This is a genomic window from Bacillus sp. SRB_331, assembly GCF_003264175.1.
GTDB classification, from domain to species: domain Bacteria; phylum Bacillota; class Bacilli; order Bacillales; family Bacillaceae_G; genus Bacillus_A; species Bacillus_A mycoides.
Map to the genome: position 1 here is coordinate 79,287 of NZ_NADV01000031.1, position 17,088 is coordinate 96,374.

General features: G+C 35.8%; 18 protein-coding genes. 1 reads left to right on the plus strand and 17 read right to left on the minus strand.

Annotated features, from left to right (window positions below; genetic code table 11):
• Positions 1 to 77 precede the first annotated feature (77 nt).
• A complete protein-coding gene (locus B5P42_RS21725) occupies positions 78 to 1,565 on the plus strand; it encodes a peptide MFS transporter (protein WP_002066298.1) in 1,488 nt (495 codons plus the stop codon).
• A gap of 497 nt (positions 1,566 to 2,062) precedes the next feature.
• Here B5P42_RS21725 and pcp read toward each other — a convergent pair whose 3' ends face one another.
• The 17 genes from pcp to B5P42_RS21815 form a co-directional block, all read right to left on the minus strand.
• Positions 2,063 to 2,710 carry a pyroglutamyl-peptidase I gene (gene pcp / locus B5P42_RS21730; RefSeq protein ID WP_113735201.1) on the minus strand — a complete coding sequence of 216 codons (648 nt, stop codon included), beginning with the start codon at positions 2,708 to 2,710 and terminating at the stop codon, positions 2,063 to 2,065.
• Positions 2,711 to 2,726: 16 nt separating this feature from the next.
• A complete protein-coding gene (locus B5P42_RS21735) occupies positions 2,727 to 3,689 on the minus strand; it encodes a DUF979 domain-containing protein (RefSeq protein WP_044443113.1) in 963 nt (320 codons plus the stop codon).
• 1 nt (position 3,690) lies between these two features.
• Positions 3,691 to 4,386 (minus strand): DUF969 domain-containing protein, encoded by a 696-nt coding sequence (locus B5P42_RS21740; RefSeq protein ID WP_002127994.1) that lies wholly within the window; start codon positions 4,384 to 4,386, stop codon positions 3,691 to 3,693.
• 34 nt (positions 4,387 to 4,420) lie between these two features.
• The gene (gene pxpA / locus B5P42_RS21745; RefSeq protein WP_113735202.1) at positions 4,421 to 5,194 is read right to left on the minus strand and encodes a 5-oxoprolinase subunit PxpA; all 774 of its coding nucleotides are present in this window, start codon (positions 5,192 to 5,194) and stop codon (positions 4,421 to 4,423) included.
• A gap of 18 nt (positions 5,195 to 5,212) precedes the next feature.
• Positions 5,213 to 6,202, minus strand: a complete 990-nt coding sequence (locus B5P42_RS21750; protein ID WP_113735203.1) for a 5-oxoprolinase subunit C family protein — start codon at positions 6,200 to 6,202, stop codon at positions 5,213 to 5,215.
• Positions 6,193 to 6,906, minus strand: a complete 714-nt coding sequence (gene pxpB, locus B5P42_RS21755; protein ID WP_113735204.1) for a 5-oxoprolinase subunit PxpB — start codon at positions 6,904 to 6,906, stop codon at positions 6,193 to 6,195. Before pxpB ends, B5P42_RS21750 begins: the two co-directional genes overlap by 10 nt.
• A gap of 14 nt (positions 6,907 to 6,920) precedes the next feature.
• Positions 6,921 to 7,673, minus strand: coding sequence for an IclR family transcriptional regulator (locus B5P42_RS21760; protein ID WP_044443106.1), 753 nt, complete (start codon positions 7,671 to 7,673; stop codon positions 6,921 to 6,923).
• 154 nt (positions 7,674 to 7,827) lie between these two features.
• Entirely contained in the window at positions 7,828 to 8,379 is a 552-nt protein-coding gene (gene lepB, locus B5P42_RS21765; RefSeq protein ID WP_002084707.1) for a signal peptidase I, read from the minus strand.
• A gap of 23 nt (positions 8,380 to 8,402) precedes the next feature.
• Positions 8,403 to 9,080 (minus strand): copper homeostasis protein CutC, encoded by a 678-nt coding sequence (locus B5P42_RS21770; protein WP_002142361.1) that lies wholly within the window; start codon positions 9,078 to 9,080, stop codon positions 8,403 to 8,405.
• Positions 9,081 to 9,920: 840 nt separating this feature from the next.
• On the minus strand, positions 9,921 to 11,069 hold the full coding sequence (locus B5P42_RS21780; RefSeq protein WP_113735205.1) for an acyl-CoA dehydrogenase family protein: 1,149 nt from the start codon (positions 11,067 to 11,069) through the stop codon (positions 9,921 to 9,923).
• Between the two features lie 304 nt (positions 11,070 to 11,373).
• Positions 11,374 to 12,006 (minus strand): YdcF family protein, encoded by a 633-nt coding sequence (locus tag B5P42_RS21785; protein WP_002033016.1) that lies wholly within the window; start codon positions 12,004 to 12,006, stop codon positions 11,374 to 11,376.
• A gap of 332 nt (positions 12,007 to 12,338) precedes the next feature.
• Positions 12,339 to 12,926 carry a GNAT family N-acetyltransferase gene (locus B5P42_RS21790; protein WP_113735206.1) on the minus strand — a complete coding sequence of 196 codons (588 nt, stop codon included), beginning with the start codon at positions 12,924 to 12,926 and terminating at the stop codon, positions 12,339 to 12,341.
• A gap of 113 nt (positions 12,927 to 13,039) precedes the next feature.
• Positions 13,040 to 14,368, minus strand: coding sequence for a YjiH family protein (locus B5P42_RS21795; protein WP_113735207.1), 1,329 nt, complete (start codon positions 14,366 to 14,368; stop codon positions 13,040 to 13,042).
• A 126-nt stretch (positions 14,369 to 14,494) separates the two neighbouring features.
• On the minus strand, positions 14,495 to 15,373 hold the full coding sequence (locus tag B5P42_RS21800; RefSeq protein ID WP_113735208.1) for an aminoglycoside phosphotransferase family protein: 879 nt from the start codon (positions 15,371 to 15,373) through the stop codon (positions 14,495 to 14,497).
• Positions 15,374 to 15,889 (minus strand): GNAT family N-acetyltransferase, encoded by a 516-nt coding sequence (locus B5P42_RS21805; RefSeq protein ID WP_002084694.1) that lies wholly within the window; start codon positions 15,887 to 15,889, stop codon positions 15,374 to 15,376.
• A 23-nt stretch (positions 15,890 to 15,912) separates the two neighbouring features.
• Positions 15,913 to 16,380 (minus strand): DUF2691 family protein, encoded by a 468-nt coding sequence (locus B5P42_RS21810; protein WP_113735209.1) that lies wholly within the window; start codon positions 16,378 to 16,380, stop codon positions 15,913 to 15,915.
• A gap of 220 nt (positions 16,381 to 16,600) precedes the next feature.
• Positions 16,601 to 17,035, minus strand: a complete 435-nt coding sequence (locus tag B5P42_RS21815) for a ferritin-like domain-containing protein (protein ID WP_002084692.1) — start codon at positions 17,033 to 17,035, stop codon at positions 16,601 to 16,603.
• Positions 17,036 to 17,088: the final 53 nt, after the last annotated feature.

Here is a 17,088-nt window from a genome sequence, read left to right on the forward strand (position 1 = left end):
ATAGTTATGGACTACTGGGAGCCTCTTAAGTTATACTTGTATAATATCAAAAATTAACAAGGGGTAATATTAACATTATGAAAGAAAAAAACGAACTTGTTCAAAGTATTCCTCAAACAGGATTTTTTGGGCATCCAAAAGGATTATTCACTTTATTCTTCACTGAGTTTTGGGAAAGGTTTTCTCATTACGGAATGAGAGCTATTTTACTGTATTATATGTACTATTCGGTCGCAAAAGGTGGATTAGGAATTGATCAATCTACCGCAACCTCGATAATGGCAATTTACGGTTCCTTACTGTTCATGTCTAGTATTATCGGTGGATGGATATCGGATCGTTTATTTGGTCCAAGTAAAACCGTATTCTTTGGTGGCGTTTTAATTATGATTGGCCATCTTATTTTAGCTTTACCGGGTAGTAAAAGTGCGTTATTTATCTCTATGGTCTTCTTAGTTCTAGGAACAGGGTTGTTAAAGCCTAACATATCGAACATCGTAGGAAGTTTATACAGTGAAACAGATGCGCGTCGTGACTCAGGGTTCAGTATATTCTACATGGGTATTAACTTAGGTGCCTTACTTGCACCTTTAGTTGTCGGAACATTAGGTCAGCAATATAATTTCCACCTTGGTTTTGGAGTTGCGGCAATTGGTATGGCAATTGGGTTAGGGGTATTTGTTGGAACAAAACAGAAAAACCTTGGTCTAGTCGGTACGCAAGTACCTAATCCATTATCAGATTCGGAAAGAAAAAAGACTATTAAGTATTTCAGTGTTGGTCTAGTTGTATTAACATTGCTAGGTGTGGTTACAATTCCAACTGGGTTGTTAACTATAAATCGTTTTACATTCCTGATTAGTATCTTAGGGATTGTTATTCCAGCCTATTATTTCATTTATATGTATCGTAGTCCTAAAATAACAAAAGTAGAGCAATCTCGTCTTCTTGCGTATATACCACTCTTTATTGCAGCTACAATATTTTGGTCTATACAAGAACAAGGTGCTATTATCTTAGCGACATACGCGGATCAACGAACTCAATTACAGTTCAATGGAATTACATTGCATTCCGCTTGGTTCCAATCATTAAGTCCAATCTTTATCGTAACGCTTGCCCCGATTTTTGCATGGGTTTGGATAAAGTTAGGCAAGAAGCAGCCTTCAACGGCAAAAAAATTCGCTATTGGATTGCTATTTGCAGGTTTATCATTCTTAGTTATGATTATTCCGGCTTTAATCAACGGTACTCACTCTTTAGTGAATCCTATGTGGTTAGTCCTTAGCTTCTTTTTAATTGTAATTGGAGAAGTTTGTTTATCTCCTTCAGGGTTATCAATAACGACGAAGCTGGCTCCAGCTGCTTTCTCTTCGCAAACCATAAGCTTATGGTTCTTATCAACTGCGTCTGCGCAAGCAATAAATGCCCAAGTTGTTAAACTGTATAATCCTGCAACAGAAGCAATTTACTTTGGTGTTATTGGTGCTATCTCCATTTTAGTTAGCATCCTGCTGTTTACATTATCATCAAAAATCCAAAATTTCATGAAGGGACTTCAATAACGGTCTCTTATTGAAATGAACAAATACAAGTTTCTATGTGGAGAGTAGCCAAACGGGTTACTCTTTTTTGTAAAAGTTAGATAAATATCGCATTCTTACCGTACTTATATTTAAATTTATCAGTTTTGAAAAATCATAGTACAATTAACAATTCTGATGATTATCTCTTACCCAGTTATACTTTACTAATGGAAAAAATTCACTCTGTTTGTTTTACATAAAAATGGTGTGATATTTTTATCACACCATTTTAAAATCATTACTTTGTATGTCTTTGAGTTTATCAGAACTTAACTTTTTATCCATTCATATAGACGAAAATTCTACATCATTAAGAAACTATTTAAAAAGTTCCCTTTTATTTGGAACAATTCCATATTTGTTAGAATACTCCCATTGCAACCTTTCCCTTTATATTCTATACTGCATCTTCAATTACAAAATACAAACACACAAAGAGGGCTGCATCAGCCCTCTTTAATTAACATGCTTTTTACTTAATGCGTCGCACCGCCGCACGCTACAATATCTACTTCCACTTCCGTCGCTACCTCAATTGCCAATTTTATCCCTTTACTAATCGTAGAAAGTGACATACTCGGTTGACCTGGATAGTTACTCGCTTGCTCTGGTAAGAACGGAATATGAATAAATCCGCCTTTTATTTTCTTATCATGTTTTTCTAGTTCGTGCATGAGACCATAGAATAAATGATTACAAACGAATGTACCTGCAGTTTGTGAAACTGATGACGGTATACCTTCTTCGCGAAGTTTTTTCACGATTGCTTTCATCGGAAGTGTAGACCAATACGCATTAGGTCCTTCTTCTACAACCGGCATATCCACCGGCTGATTTCCTTCATTATCAGCAATTCTTGCATCATCAATATTAATTGCTACACGCTCTATCGTAATATCTGGTCTGCCCCCAGCTTGTCCAATACATATAATCATTTCAGGCGACAACTCTTCTATATACTCTTTTAATACTCTTATTGATTTATGAAATACGGTTGGAACTTGTTTACTAATAATCTTGTACTCTCCGATTGTTTTTTCATGCAAACTTTTTGCGACTTCCCAAGCTGGGTTGATACTTTCTCCCCCGAACGGATCAAATCCTGTTACTAATACTGTTTTCATAGTTTCACTCTCCTAATTAGAAACGATATACAAGGCCGTACATAATAAACATATTTATAATAAAAATGGAAAGAGCAATTGGTACTTGTGCTTTAATGACTGCATTTTTATCTTTCAATTCTAAAAGCATCGCAGGTACGATATTAAAGTTTGCTGCCATTGGAGTAAGCAGCGTTCCGCAATATCCAGCAAACATACCGAGTGCTGCCATAATAGCTGGATTCCCTCCGTGCATTTGTACAATTAGAGGTAAGCCGATTCCGCCAGTGATTACTGCAAACGCTGCGAATGCATTCCCCATTACGACTGTAAATAGCATCATTCCTAAACAATACGCCATAACAGCAACGAATGGATACTCTGTCGGTAACACTTGTCCGACTAAATCTGAAACAACTTGCCCAACGCCAGACTTCGCGAAAATACCGCCAAGTGCCGCTAACATTTGTGGTAAAATAACTGCCCAACCGACAGCTTGTAATAACCTACTTCCTTCTTGAACAGGCGTTGTTATTTTGGATTTCGTAATACGCATCGCCGCAACGAATGCGAGTAATGCTCCTAGCGCTAATGCAACTAATGTTACTTTATCAGGATCAACAAGTGCGACATTTCCCCATTTAATTTTCCCTAACGTTAACGTACCGATTATCGTAAAAATAGGTATTAATATTGCAGGCATAAAAATTTTATTTTTTAATTTCTCAGCATGTTTCACACGTTCTTGTACTGGTACTTCTTTCTCCTGAGATTTTGTTACTTTATTCAATGAAGCTAAAACGACCATAGCGAGCACAATACAACCAACGTAAAACGAAGGGATTACATTTCCGAATATAAATGTAACTGCAAACAATGCCCAAAATAAACTAGAACCAAATCTATTTGGATGTTCACGATCAAATACAATACGAACAGCGATAAATGCAACGATTATACCTAATACATAATAAATTGTATCCATTGTTATGATGTTCATCTTATATAGCCTCCTTCTCTTGGTTTTCTTCTGCCTTCATTGTTTTCTCTATATACTTGTCAAACCTTCTAAACCTAATCCAGCTCACAATAAGTGCCGATATCGCAGTTGGAATGCCCCAAAGCGCCATATCCCATACACCGACATGCATACCTACTGAATCGAAGAACCCTTTCATTAATAAAATGGCACCAGTTGCGATAAAAATATCTTCTCCGAAAAACCAAGCTGTATTTTCCGCAGCTGCTGCATTTGCTTTTATCTTTTCTCTCAATTTTTCAGGGAGTTTACCATATTTACCTTGCGCAGCTCCTTCTGCCATTGGCGCAACAAGCGGTCTTACCGTTTGCGCATGACCACCAATATTTAGTCCAAGTGCTGCTGATGATTCTCTTATCGTAAAATATGACATTAATACTCTTCCAGTTGTTGCTCCTTTTGATTTCGTTATAAGTGCTTCTGCTCTTTCTTTTAAACCATAACGCTCTAAAATTCCGATTACCGGTAAAGTTAATATGATTGGCATAGACATATATCTGTTTTCTATGAAAAATTTACCGAACATGCTGATCACATCATAAAAACTTAAGCCTGAAACCATACCAGTAACAATACCCGCAACCATAACTACTAACAGTGTATTTAGCCTAAATAAAAACCCAACCGCAACAAGTAAAATCCCAATTAATTTCACCAATTTTAACACTTCCTCTCATTTTTAATCCCGCTAATTAAAGTTTCACTTTATTTGGTGCGCATATAGAAATATCATTAAGTTCGAATGTTCTGTATATTTTTCCCGCAAATTGGACTGCTTTCTCTCCATCCCCGTGTAAACATATCGTTTGCGCTTGAACTGCTACTTTCCCCCCATTAACCGATTCTACATACCCTTCTTTCACCATTTGAAGTACTTGTTTTATTGCTTCATCTTCATTTTTTATAAGAGCATTTTCTTCTGTACGGCTCGTTAAAGTTCCATCCTGCTTATACGTGCGATCAGCAAAAGCTTCTTGTACGAGAGTTATATTATATTTTTCTGTTGCCTTTATAAATGCCTCACTATTCGCTAATCCGTAAAGTAATAATCCAGGATTAATATGATAAATTGCCTTTGCGATTGCATCCGCAATTTCCGAATCAGTTGCCGCCATATTATATAAGGCACCGTGCGGTTTTACATGTTGCATTTTCGCTCCGGCAGCTTTAACAAATCCGTCTAATGCGCCAATTTGATATAAAACATAATCGTATACTTCACTTGCTGAAACATGCATGTTCCTTCTTCCAAATCCAATTAAATCAGGAAATCCAGGGTGTGCCCCTATTGCTACGTTTTTCTGCAGGGCTTTTTCAACCGTTTGCCTCATAACGGACGGATCACCCGCATGAAAACCACAAGCAACGTTTATAGAGGAAACGAACGGAAGAATTTCATCATCATTCCCCATTTTATAAGCTCCAAAACTTTCTCCTAAATCACAGTTTAAATCGATTTTAGTCACGATGTTTTCCTCCTAATCTCAGCTTCGTAAAGCGATGAATTTCTTTAATAGACTCATACTTGTTTCCTGCTTTATATATAATTGTGCAGCTTCTTCCATAGTTATTTTTTCAAAAGTTACATAGTCTCCTGGTTTCAGCTGCGCTAGAAGAGGTAAATCTACTGAAATTACATTTCCAATTCTCGGATAACCACCTGTCGTTTGTCTATCAGCCATTAATATAATAGGCTGTCCACCATTTGGTACTTGAATTGTTCCGAATGTAACTGGGCTCGATAAAATTTCTATCTCTTCAACTCTATTTAAAACATCTCCGTCAAGCCTATACCCCATGCGATCAGCATAATTGGACACTTTATACTCTTTCGAAAAAAACGACTTTATACTTTCTTCTGTAAATTGATCATATTCAAAGTCTGTTATGACGCGAAGAATAGAATGCTTCTTATATTTTGGTAAAGCATTGTTACAAATTGCCCACTTCGTTTTTATACGCTTTTCTTCTTGTAAATTTTGAATGAAACGACTTGCAACTTCTGCCCCTGTACCAATTTGAAAATAATCTCCTTTTTTCAGCATTCTCCCTTCAATACCGCCAAGAGCAGCACGTATGTAAGTACTTTTACTTCCCATCGTACGATCAATATTTATACCGCCCGCAAAAGTCACATATGCTCTGCAACCGCTTTTCGCTTTTCCGAGGCAAAGCATGCTTCCTTCTTCAGCTAATATAGGGCGCCATAATGGAATGCGTTCTCCATTTAATAACGGTTCCATATCCGCACCGCCAATCGCAAGCAAAGTCGTTTTCTTTATTAACAATTTAGGTCCCATTATTGTAATTTCGAGTCCAGCCTCATTCTCCTCATTACCTACTAACATATTAATCATCCTGAGCGCACTTTTATCCATAGCACCGCCAACAGGTACACCGTATTGTTGATAATGAAATCGCCCTAAATCTTGGACTGTTGTAAACATTCCTGCATGCAAAATCTCTACATCCATTCTTTAGCCCCCTCAAGCGATACGTACTCTCCTTTTGTTATTGGTATAAATCGTAAATACATACCACTTTGAATATATGTTGGTGTTTCTTCTTTTGGATTAAATAGAGAAATAGGTGTTCGGCCGATAATATTCCAGCCTCCTGGTGTTTCAAGCGGATAAATACCCGTTTGATTTCCGCCAATCCCTACTGAACCAGGAGCGATTTGTAACCGTGGTGTTTCTTTTCTAGGTGTTTCTAGTTCTTTTGATAATCCCCCTAAATAAGGGAATCCAGGTGTAAAACCTAACATGTACACGAAATATGTTGTTTCACTATGTATTCGAATAACATCCTCTACTTGTAAGCCTTGATAATGCGCAACTTCTTCTAAATCAGGTCCATATTCTCCCCCGTAACACACTGGTATAGAAATATGTTTCACATCTCGGTTCACTTCTTCTTTATAAGAATCACACAGCTCCCGTATATACTGGCAAACGTAATCATATGGTCTTATATTTCTATCATTTTTCATCCATACTTCGTACAAATTGTAGTACACCGCTAATGAAGTAAACGACGGAACGCATTCAACCATTCCTGCAAATGGATGCCGCCTCAGCGCTTGAAATAACCGTTGCACTTTTTCATATATATCCATCCCAATTTCTTCACCAAATGTAACAATAATTGCTTGATCCCCTAACGCAGAAAATTTCATCCCACTCCCTCTTTCTATGCCAAAAAGCCGAGTTCTTTCGAAATGCGGTATGCTGTTTCTTTCACTTTCGCAGTAAAATATGAAATGTTACTTTCGCTATACTCAATTGCTAATCCCGAAATACTAATGCCGGCTACAACCGTTCCATCACTTGCAAAAATTGGTGCTGCTATAGCCGCTGTATGATTTTCTAATTCAGAATAACTAATTGTATATCCAGCTTGTTTTGCCATATATAACACTTCTAGTAAATGCTCCTTATTCACAATCGTTCCATCTGCAAACTGCTTTAAATCCGTTTCCTCTACGTACTTTCTTTTCTCTTCCTCAGAAAAATACGATAGTAAAATTCTCGGACATGCACCCGCATAAAGCGGTGCTCTTCTTCCAACCGCCGTATAAACACGTACTGGCTGAACTCCTTCCATCTTCTCAACGTAAATTGCGTCATTACCATCTTGAATAATTAAATTTACTGCTTGCCCTAAACTATCCCTAAGCTCTTTCATATAAGGAATCGCAATATTTCTTACGGATAACCTTTGGGAAACAAGTTGACCAAATCGTAAAAAAACGACTCCGAGACGATATTTGCCCTTTTCTGTTTTTTGTAAAAAGTCCATTTCTTCTAACGAACCAATTAAACGATAAACAGATGTTTTCGGCATATTCGTAAGCTGAACCATCTCTGTCAAACTTAGCTCCTCATGCTCATAAAACAACTCTAAAATATCCATTGTCTTAACTGCCGTTTTATTTATACTCATCATATCTCCTTCTCGTTCCGAATTTCGGAACTTTAATTCCGTTTTTCGAAACAAACATATAATTAAAAATTATAAAATATTCTTTCAATTCTATCAATATATTTTTCACAAACAAAAAAAGTATGGAAGAATATTTCTCCCATACTTTTTTACTTTATAACGCTCTTACTTGTTTCAACGGCCAGAAAACAGCTTGTCCTTTTCCGACAATTTCATCTTCTGAAATAAATCCAAACATACGACCGTCTTTAGATACTTCACGATTATCTCCTAAAACAAACACTTGGCCCTCTGGCACTTTCGTTTTCCCTGTGATTTGTTCTAACGTAAAATCAGGAGTTAATACACGACCTGACGCCTTTTCTTTAAATTCTTTTAAATACGGTTCTTCCATCGCTTTTCCGTTTACATATAAAACATCATCTTTATACTCAACTGTATCACCTGGTAAACCAATTACTCGTTTTACTAAATCGTACCCTTCTTTTCCGTGGAAGACGATAACGTCAAAACGATCTAACCCGCTTATACTATAACCAATCTTATTCACGAGAACTCGCTCATTATTTTCTAAAGTTGGCATCATCGATTCACCTTGTACTAATGACGGCGTAAATAGCACCCCACGAACGATAAAGGCAATCGCAAGTGTAATACCTATCGTCTTAATCCATGAGATCAATTCTTTCTTCGTATTTGTCTTCATCGTCTCTCCTCTTTCTTAAATACTTACTTTATTATTTCAACTAACTCTTGTACTAAATTTAGGTCAATTTCAGAAAAACATGACTTACCTTCTCTAACCGCTGTACCTACATGCGCCTGCGTAATTCCAGTTTCATCTAGCAATTGTTTTACATTCTTTTTCGTTACTCCGCTTCCGACAACAAGCTGTATATTCCCTTCACTTTCCTTTTGCATTGCTGCAAGAACCGGAATATTATCTACTACATTTCCTTGTCCGCCTGAAGTTAAAACGTGAGTAACTTTATTGAATTTCTTCAAAACTTTCATCGCTTCTACTGGATTTTCTGTATCATCTATCGCACGGTGATACGTTACATTTATTCCATCTACAACAGATAATAAATCTACTAATTTCTCTTCATCAACTTCATTTTGTTCATTTAACACACCTAATACAACACCAGCAGCTCCAAGATTTTGAGCAACTACAATATCTTCTTTCATCATTTCAATTTCTTCTTCCGTATATGTAAAAGACTTCGCATGCGGACGAATCATAACATGAACTGGTATTTGCACTGCTTCTACTGCTTTTTTTATAAAAGCATAGCTCGGTGTTAAACCACCTTCTGTATATGATGAAATGAGTTCAATTCGATTTCCACCAGCCTTTTCAATTCGCTTCACATCTTCTAAACAAGTTGCAATAACCTCTAGCATGAGATAACCTCTTTTCGTACTTTTTTCTTATTATACAGTAGGTGAAATAAGAAACATAGCATTCCACTATAAAACTACAAAAAGAAGAATGAAAAGAAAGATTTATTGAATTGATAATAAATATCATATATGTTATGTTTTTCTTAAAATTATACATTCTTACATTCTCATGAAAGGATATAAATATATGATTCTTACAAAAAAACGGTTCGTTATCTCTAGTTAATTTATTGTAATTGCATCACTTTGCGCGATTACTTTATTAACAAAACCAAATACAAAACTAGATTCCTCAACTTCAAGTATAGAAACAGAAACGATTACTCTTTCATCAAGCAATAAAGAAGAAACTCAAACCTTTCGTTCATCTTCATTTAATAACTCAACTGTATTCAGAGGCGATACTGGTACATGCTTTGACTTTAGTGGCCAAGGTGACTTACATATTACAATTAAAAATACTGGTACAAACAGTTTTACCTATTCAATTAAATTCAAAGAAGATCGTTTAGTAAAACACACGTTACAGCCAAATGAAAGTAAATCCTTTCCTTTACGTTCACTCATCGCCAATCCTTTACCAGGTGAGTATTCATTATTTGCACATAATCAAGACGGTTCTGAAAGTAGTATGAATCTTGAAGTGCAGCCACAATAGAACAAAATAAAAAGGCTATCCTCTTATCAAAAGGATAGCCTTTTTATTTTGTAAAACGAGAATTCCCTCTTCTTTGAACAATGACATAATACATGGAATTATATCAACGATTCAACATAGAATACCGATTCACCGACAACGAAAAGCCTGTTCCTGAACGGAACAGACTTTATATTTCTTCATTACGACCGAAACGCCGCATCCGCCAGCATAGATAGTGTTGCATCATCCATCGGCGGATTGTGTAGTCCTGCTCTTACGTTTAAATAATAACGATGAAGCGGATTTTTTTCTGATAAACTTTTCGCCCCGACAATACGCATTGCTTTATCTACAATAGATATTGCCGCGTTCGTTACAACATATTTTGCAGCTGCTAGTTCGGCTTGCAATGATAATTTATCTTCTGCCTCATCGTATTTTTTCGCAATTTGATATAAAAAGACACGAGCTTGCATAAGCTCAAGTTCTAATGCTCCAACTAACCTTCTAACATTCGGTAATAAACTTATAGAATGATTTAAACTGTTTGGCTTGTATGATACCGCAAACTGAACTGCATAATTTCTTGCTGATTGTGCAATTCCTAAATAACATGCTGGTATATGTAGCAACCAGCCAATACCCTTAGCTTTAACTTTTGAACCCTTTATATCAGTGAAAAAGCGATCTGGTATCTCTACATTTTGTAAAACGAGATCATGGCTCGCAGTTCCTCGCATTGCGATGCTATCCCACGTTTCTTCAATTGTCACGCCTTGCGTATTCTTTGGAATGACAAACTCTCCGATATCTTCCTGGCCTTCAATACTTGCTGAAATGATAAAATAATCAAGTACTGGTGCCATTGTCGTAAACGTTTTTCTTCCATTTATAATCCACTTCTCACCTTTTTTGACAGCTAACGTCTCTGGTTTCCCGCCGCGCGTAGGACTACCTGTATTCGGCTCTGTCGCTGCTCGATTAAAAAGCGCACCATTACGTACTTCTTCACAAAACCAAGTGAACATTTCCTCATTCCAAGAACGATTTTCAGCTAATTCCTTTACAATGCCAAGGTGCCATCCAATCGATAATGCGGTAGCACCGCAGCCTTCTGCTATTTTCTCTTGAAATAAAACGAAGTCATATAAAGAAATCGCATTGCCTCCCAATTCTTTTGGCAACGTTAATTTCGTATATCCGATATCTTTCAAATTATTAATATTTTCATACGGAAATGATCCTAATTCACTTAGTTGATGCTCCCTTTCCATGAACTTCGGAATCAATTTATTTATTTGTTCAATAACTAAAGATTGTTCTTCTGTTTCAACAAATGAGAGTGCCATACTATAATCTCCTTTATCCCGCTATTTGCGGGCAGTAAAACTCCCACCTCAAAATTCAGGTGGAGAAAAGAGGTTAGGTGGGAGTCGGGCTACCCGTAAACGCCCGATTGGTGAAGGCTAATAATCAGTGTGGGATGACCCCCCACTGATTAAAGTTTCACTTTATGTCCGATTCATAAACCGTTCATTTTGTCATTATGATTATATGAAGTTACTTCTCTATTGTTTCACTATTCCGATAAAAATACAATGCTTTTGAACAATAAGAAAAGTTCCTATAAAAAAGATAGGTTCTTTTCTTATATTAATCCCCTTTCAATGCCTTTAATGGCAAAGAGGTTACATATCCAATATACGAGCATAATTCTTTAAAAAAGAAAGGGATTTCTGTATCTAACGTTTTATACGCTGACGTTGGAGTTGGTGATGCATACGCTTCAATTTTAATATGTTTTGCAATTTTCATTGCACGTTTCATATGAAGTGGATCACTCACAATCGTATATGTGCGTATTCCGTTCTCTATTCCAACTTGCTTTGCATTCTTTAAATTGTCCTCTGTGAAAAGGGATTTTGTTTCAATTAGAATATCCTCTTCTTTCACACCATGTTTCAGTGCATACACTCTAGCAGTACGCGCTTCCTCAAGCTCTGCCTCAAACTTTGTACCGCCTGTGAAAATAATCTTTTTAATATTACCGTTCTTATATAAGGAAATTGCATGATTAATTCTTTCTTTAAATACAGGAGATGGTTTTCCGTTCCATGAAGCTGCTCCCAGCACGATACCAGCATCTGTCTTCACACCATCATCTGTTTTAAAGCGATAACTCCAAATATCGTAAGCTGCATAACTTACATATAAAATAATAGAACAAATCATAAGCAAGAATACTTGCAAGATTCTTCTTTTCTTACTTTTCTTATTTTCTTTCATTTATAACTGCCTCCGTACATCATCCATACTTCTATATAAAAACGTATATATCAAATCATTTTGTTTGAATTTGTTTAAAAGAAGGAATTTTTCTTATCATATATATGCATTAAAGGGTTTTCATTTAAAATTGAGGATTATCAATTCATTTTTCGTTTGCGGTTTTCATTACATTTGTGTAATTTATAAGTTTATTACCATACAACTACATTGTAACGAATTTTTTATCATAATGGAATGATGAAACAAAAGTAAATAAAAGAAGTAACTGTTTTGTAAGAAAAAAGGTATATTTTTCAACTAGACGATCCATACACCTTTCTTAATATGAATTATTGTTTTTCTTTATACGATTCTAATTTTTCTAATAACCGTTCCTTTACAGCTGGCCATTCATTTGCAATTATACTATATACAACTGCATCTCTAACATGCCCACTCGGTAATTTTCTTTCGTTTCTAAGTACGCCCTCTTTTACTGCGCCGAGTCTTTCAATTGCTCTTTGTGCTTTTTCATTTCGTGCATCCGTCTTAATTTGTACTCTCCGCATATGCAACTTTTCAAAAGCATATTGTAATAACATGTACTTACATTCTGTATTCATACTCGTACGTTGCACACTTGGGTCGTACCATGTTTTCCCTAATTCCACCGTTTTGTCTTCAACTGAAATGTTATATAAGCGTGTACTCCCTACTATTTCATTCGTCTTTTGATCCACAACAACAAATGGTAAATCCTTCCCTGCCCCATAAGCTTTTATCGCCTTTTGAACATATTGCTGCATATCTTGAACAGTATCCATTTTAGAGATTAAATACGCCCAAATGTCTCGATTTCCTTCCACGATTGAAAACATTTTTTCGACATCATTGCTATCCATTAACCGTAACTTTGCTCTTTCATGATTAATTTCCATTTATTACCCCTCCTCTCTTGTAACTATATCATACAAAATAATAACGTATTATTAATATATAATAAATTAAACACCATAAAAAAGCTCGCCTTTCTTTAAAGCGAGCTCATTCGTTATAGAAGTATGTATGCAATCGGCGTAATAATAAGCAACGTTAAAATCGTTCTTTGCACATATAAAATAATAAGCTCAGATACTTTTAACGGAATGTCTGTCGACAAAATACAAGGAATTGAAGCGGAGAAAAACAATATAGATGATACCGAAACAACCGCAATGACAAACTTTGTCACGAGTGGTGCACTTACAACTAATAATGATGGTAAAAACATTTCTGCAATACCAACTGATGCTGCTTTTGCAGCTAGTTCCGCTTCTGGAAGTTGTAAAGCCCATGTAAATGGATAAAAAATATAACTAATCCAATCAAATATTGGCGTAAACTTTGCTAAGACGATTCCAATTAGTCCTACTGACATAATCGATGGTAATATTCCCATCGTCATTATAAATCCGTCTTTTAAATTCACTGCGATATTTTTCATAATACTTGGCGCAGATTTCGATACTTCTAATGCATCTTCCCAAGCTCGCTCTAACATTTTCTCTTTATAAACGGGCTCTGGGAACCCTTCTTCCGTTACATATGTATCTGGTTTTCTACTAAGTGGTGGGATTCTTACGGTGATAGCAGTTACGATGAATGTTACAACAAGAGTAGTCCAAAAATAAACATTCCATAAATGCATAATGTCAAATGTTTTTGCGATGATGATCATAAATGTTGCGGATACTGTAGAAAAACCTGTAGCGATAATTGCTGCTTCTTTTGTCGTATACTTCCCTTCTTTATACACGCGATTCGTAATAAGAAGTGCAAGCGAATAACTCCCCACAAAGGAAGCGACCGCATCAATTGCTGACCGTCCTGGTGTTTTCCATAACGGTCTCATAATTGGACGGCAAAACGTACCGATAAATTCAAGTAATCCGTACCCGACCAATAACGCTAAAAAAGCCGAACCAATTGGCACGAGTAAACTAACTGATATTACTAGTTTTTCATACAAAAACGGCCCTACATCTGGTGCAAAGAACCAATCTGGCCCTATTTTCAAACAATATAATATACCAAAAACAACACCTACTACTTTTAAAATAGAAAAACAAATGTCTACGATAGATGTATTCCATTTCTTCGTATAAAATGGATAAATCGCACCAATTATCATTACAAGTAATGCGTAATATGGTACTACAGAAGGAACTGAAGTCCTAATCCATGATACGATATGATCAATCATAATGGACGAAGCACCATTTATCGTAACTGGTACGAAAAACATAAACACCCCAACTAGACTAGCAAGTATAAACCAAAGTATAATCCCCTTCTCTCGCCCTGTCTTAATTACATTCCTTTTTAATTCAATTTCACTCAAAATTCGACACCCCCCTATTATCTAAATATTCTGTATAATAACGTTAAATCCCTTCTTTTAATTCTGAATATTTAATCATGTAAAAAAGCCTATTTTGAAATATACAATCAAAATAAGCTTTTTCTATTACCTCTTATAATCATCCACAATTACTTGAATGACACGATAAGATTCTTCTGCCACTTTTTTATTACTATCCCTATTCGCATCATATGTAATTAACGCCTTCCAAAGTGCCCATCCTCTCGCTCTATTCCACATTTCTTCATCTATACGCAATACTTCTTTAAATACGTTTCTACTATTCTTATCAAAAAACGTCCATGCCATCGCTGCATCACAAGCCGGATCTCCTACTCCTAAAATACCAAAATCAATTACGGCACAAAGCTTTCCATCCTTAACGAGTAAATTCCCTGGTGCAACATCTCCATGAATCCAAACTGCTTTACGCTCCCACGTTGACTGAAGTGCTAAATCCCAAAGATGCTTTAATAATGTCTCATCAAAAACATCCTTATTATTTTCAATGGCTACTCTTGCCTCTTTATCGTATACAGATATAAGCCCGCCTCGGTAAAAATTATGTGCTCCAGCTATTGGTCCGTTACTCGCATCAATTGATTGTAACTCTATTAAAAATGAGCCTAAGTCCGCCGCAAATTCATCTAAGTCACGAACATTTTCTTTCGTAACGGTCTCCCCCTCGATCCACTTATTAATAGACCAAGGCCATAGATATTCTTCAGATGGATTCCCTTTCACAATTGGTGCAGAAATTGGTAAAGAAAGTTCCTTACTTAATATTGGAAGCCACTTATTTTCTTTCTCTACTTGCGGTGCATATGCTGCATCACTTGGCAATCTTACACTCATCTCATCCCCTAAGTGAAACGTCCTATTATCATGCCCACTAAACTTTACAGGTTTCACTTCTAAATGGGCCCATTCGGGAAACTGTTGTTGTATTAACTGTTCAACTAAACTTACGTTAATTTGATTCATTCACTCTCCTCTTTTCTTTTGAAACTTACTAAGTCCATCCGTACTGCCAACATAGTCAAAACCACTTCTCTTATAAAAATCATTCAATATACGATTATGCCGGACGCAATCTAACTTCAAATACTCTTTGTCATGTTGCACATTCTCTTCTACCCACCGTATAATCCATTCTCCTATTCCATCCCCCTTATACTTCCGTTTCACCGCAAATCTATGAATATATAATGAATTAGAAACTTCCTCTTTTCCAAAAATATGTTCATCCCATTCATTTTGTTTAGGAGAAGCTGTAACCGTACCAACTATTTCATCTTCTTTCATAACAACATATGTATATTTCTCTCTTATACATTCTAGTATTTCAGCCGTAGCTTCCTCTCCTAAAAGATACTGCCACTGATCCACTTCTTTATATTGTAGCCATTGTGCTACTTCTTTTAATAAAATGATAATACTATCACTTTGATCTTCAGTAGCAATTCGAATTGTATATTCTTTACTTATATTTCTCTCCATATTGCCGTTCCCCTTTCAAATTGCTACCATACTGACATACGAGTCCTTCCATCATTTTCATCTGTAATATATTCTACATAAAATCCTTGATTCAGTGCGTTTTCATATATCATTTCAATCTCTTCTTGGTTTTTTGCATAAATTTGTATGTAATCACCCTCCGCTACTAATACGACTACTTCACACTTACTCTTCTTAAATTCTTCATATGTTTCAATTTCTCCTAGTACTTTCCCTTTTGGATATGCTTTTAAGTCTACAAATAAAAGATAATATATGTTATCTTTTATTTGCCTTTTTAATTCTGATCCTTCCATGATCTCGTTATCTTCTGAAAATAATTCTGGACCTAATTCATTCCCTATTATTATATAAGCTTCCTCCCTTCCCATGACTTGCCAATCAAATGCAGTAATATCAATTGGCTTTAACACTTTCCAAAGTAAATTATCATATCCATCTAGAATATCTACTGTAATCCCTCTTTTCATATGTCTGCTCCTAGCTTATTTATTTTTGTTTCATACATTATATATCAAATTTAATTACTATATTTTGTCGATACCTATGCACAGCACATCATAAAAAACCGCTCCACTACTAGTGAAACGGTTTCCTTCTGCTTACATTTACATATCTTATTCAATTATTGCACTGCGTTTTAAAATAATTTCTAATATGTTCAGCACATCAGCCATTCATTTTTAACACTCACTTCGTTTTCACAAAATAATATAAAAACCACACCGCATGATTTTGTTCATCTGCTGCTATTCTGCGCAATAGCTCTTTCATAGATGCATCTGCTGCTTCATCTGAAATTTCCAAGTAAAAATCTACGGTCTTTTGCTCATCTTGTATAGCGAACTCTAATCCCTGTAAGTACGTATTAGGGCAATTTTCCGTAATCTGTGGTTTCGGCTGTCTGCCAGTTAAATTCGTATAGATTTGTACAAAATGATGAAAATGCCTTATTTCATCATTACGGATTTCAAGAATTTGTTTTTGTTCTACTTGATTTGGAGCCATGTTAGCTAATTTTGCATAGCAACTTATAGCGCTATACTCTCCGTTTATAGCTTTTTCAATATCACTAATTAGCTTATCATTCTGTCTATACCAATCATCATAATTCGAATTATACATCGTATCCCCTCCATTATTTCGCATAACATTTTATGCATTTTGAAATAGTAGGA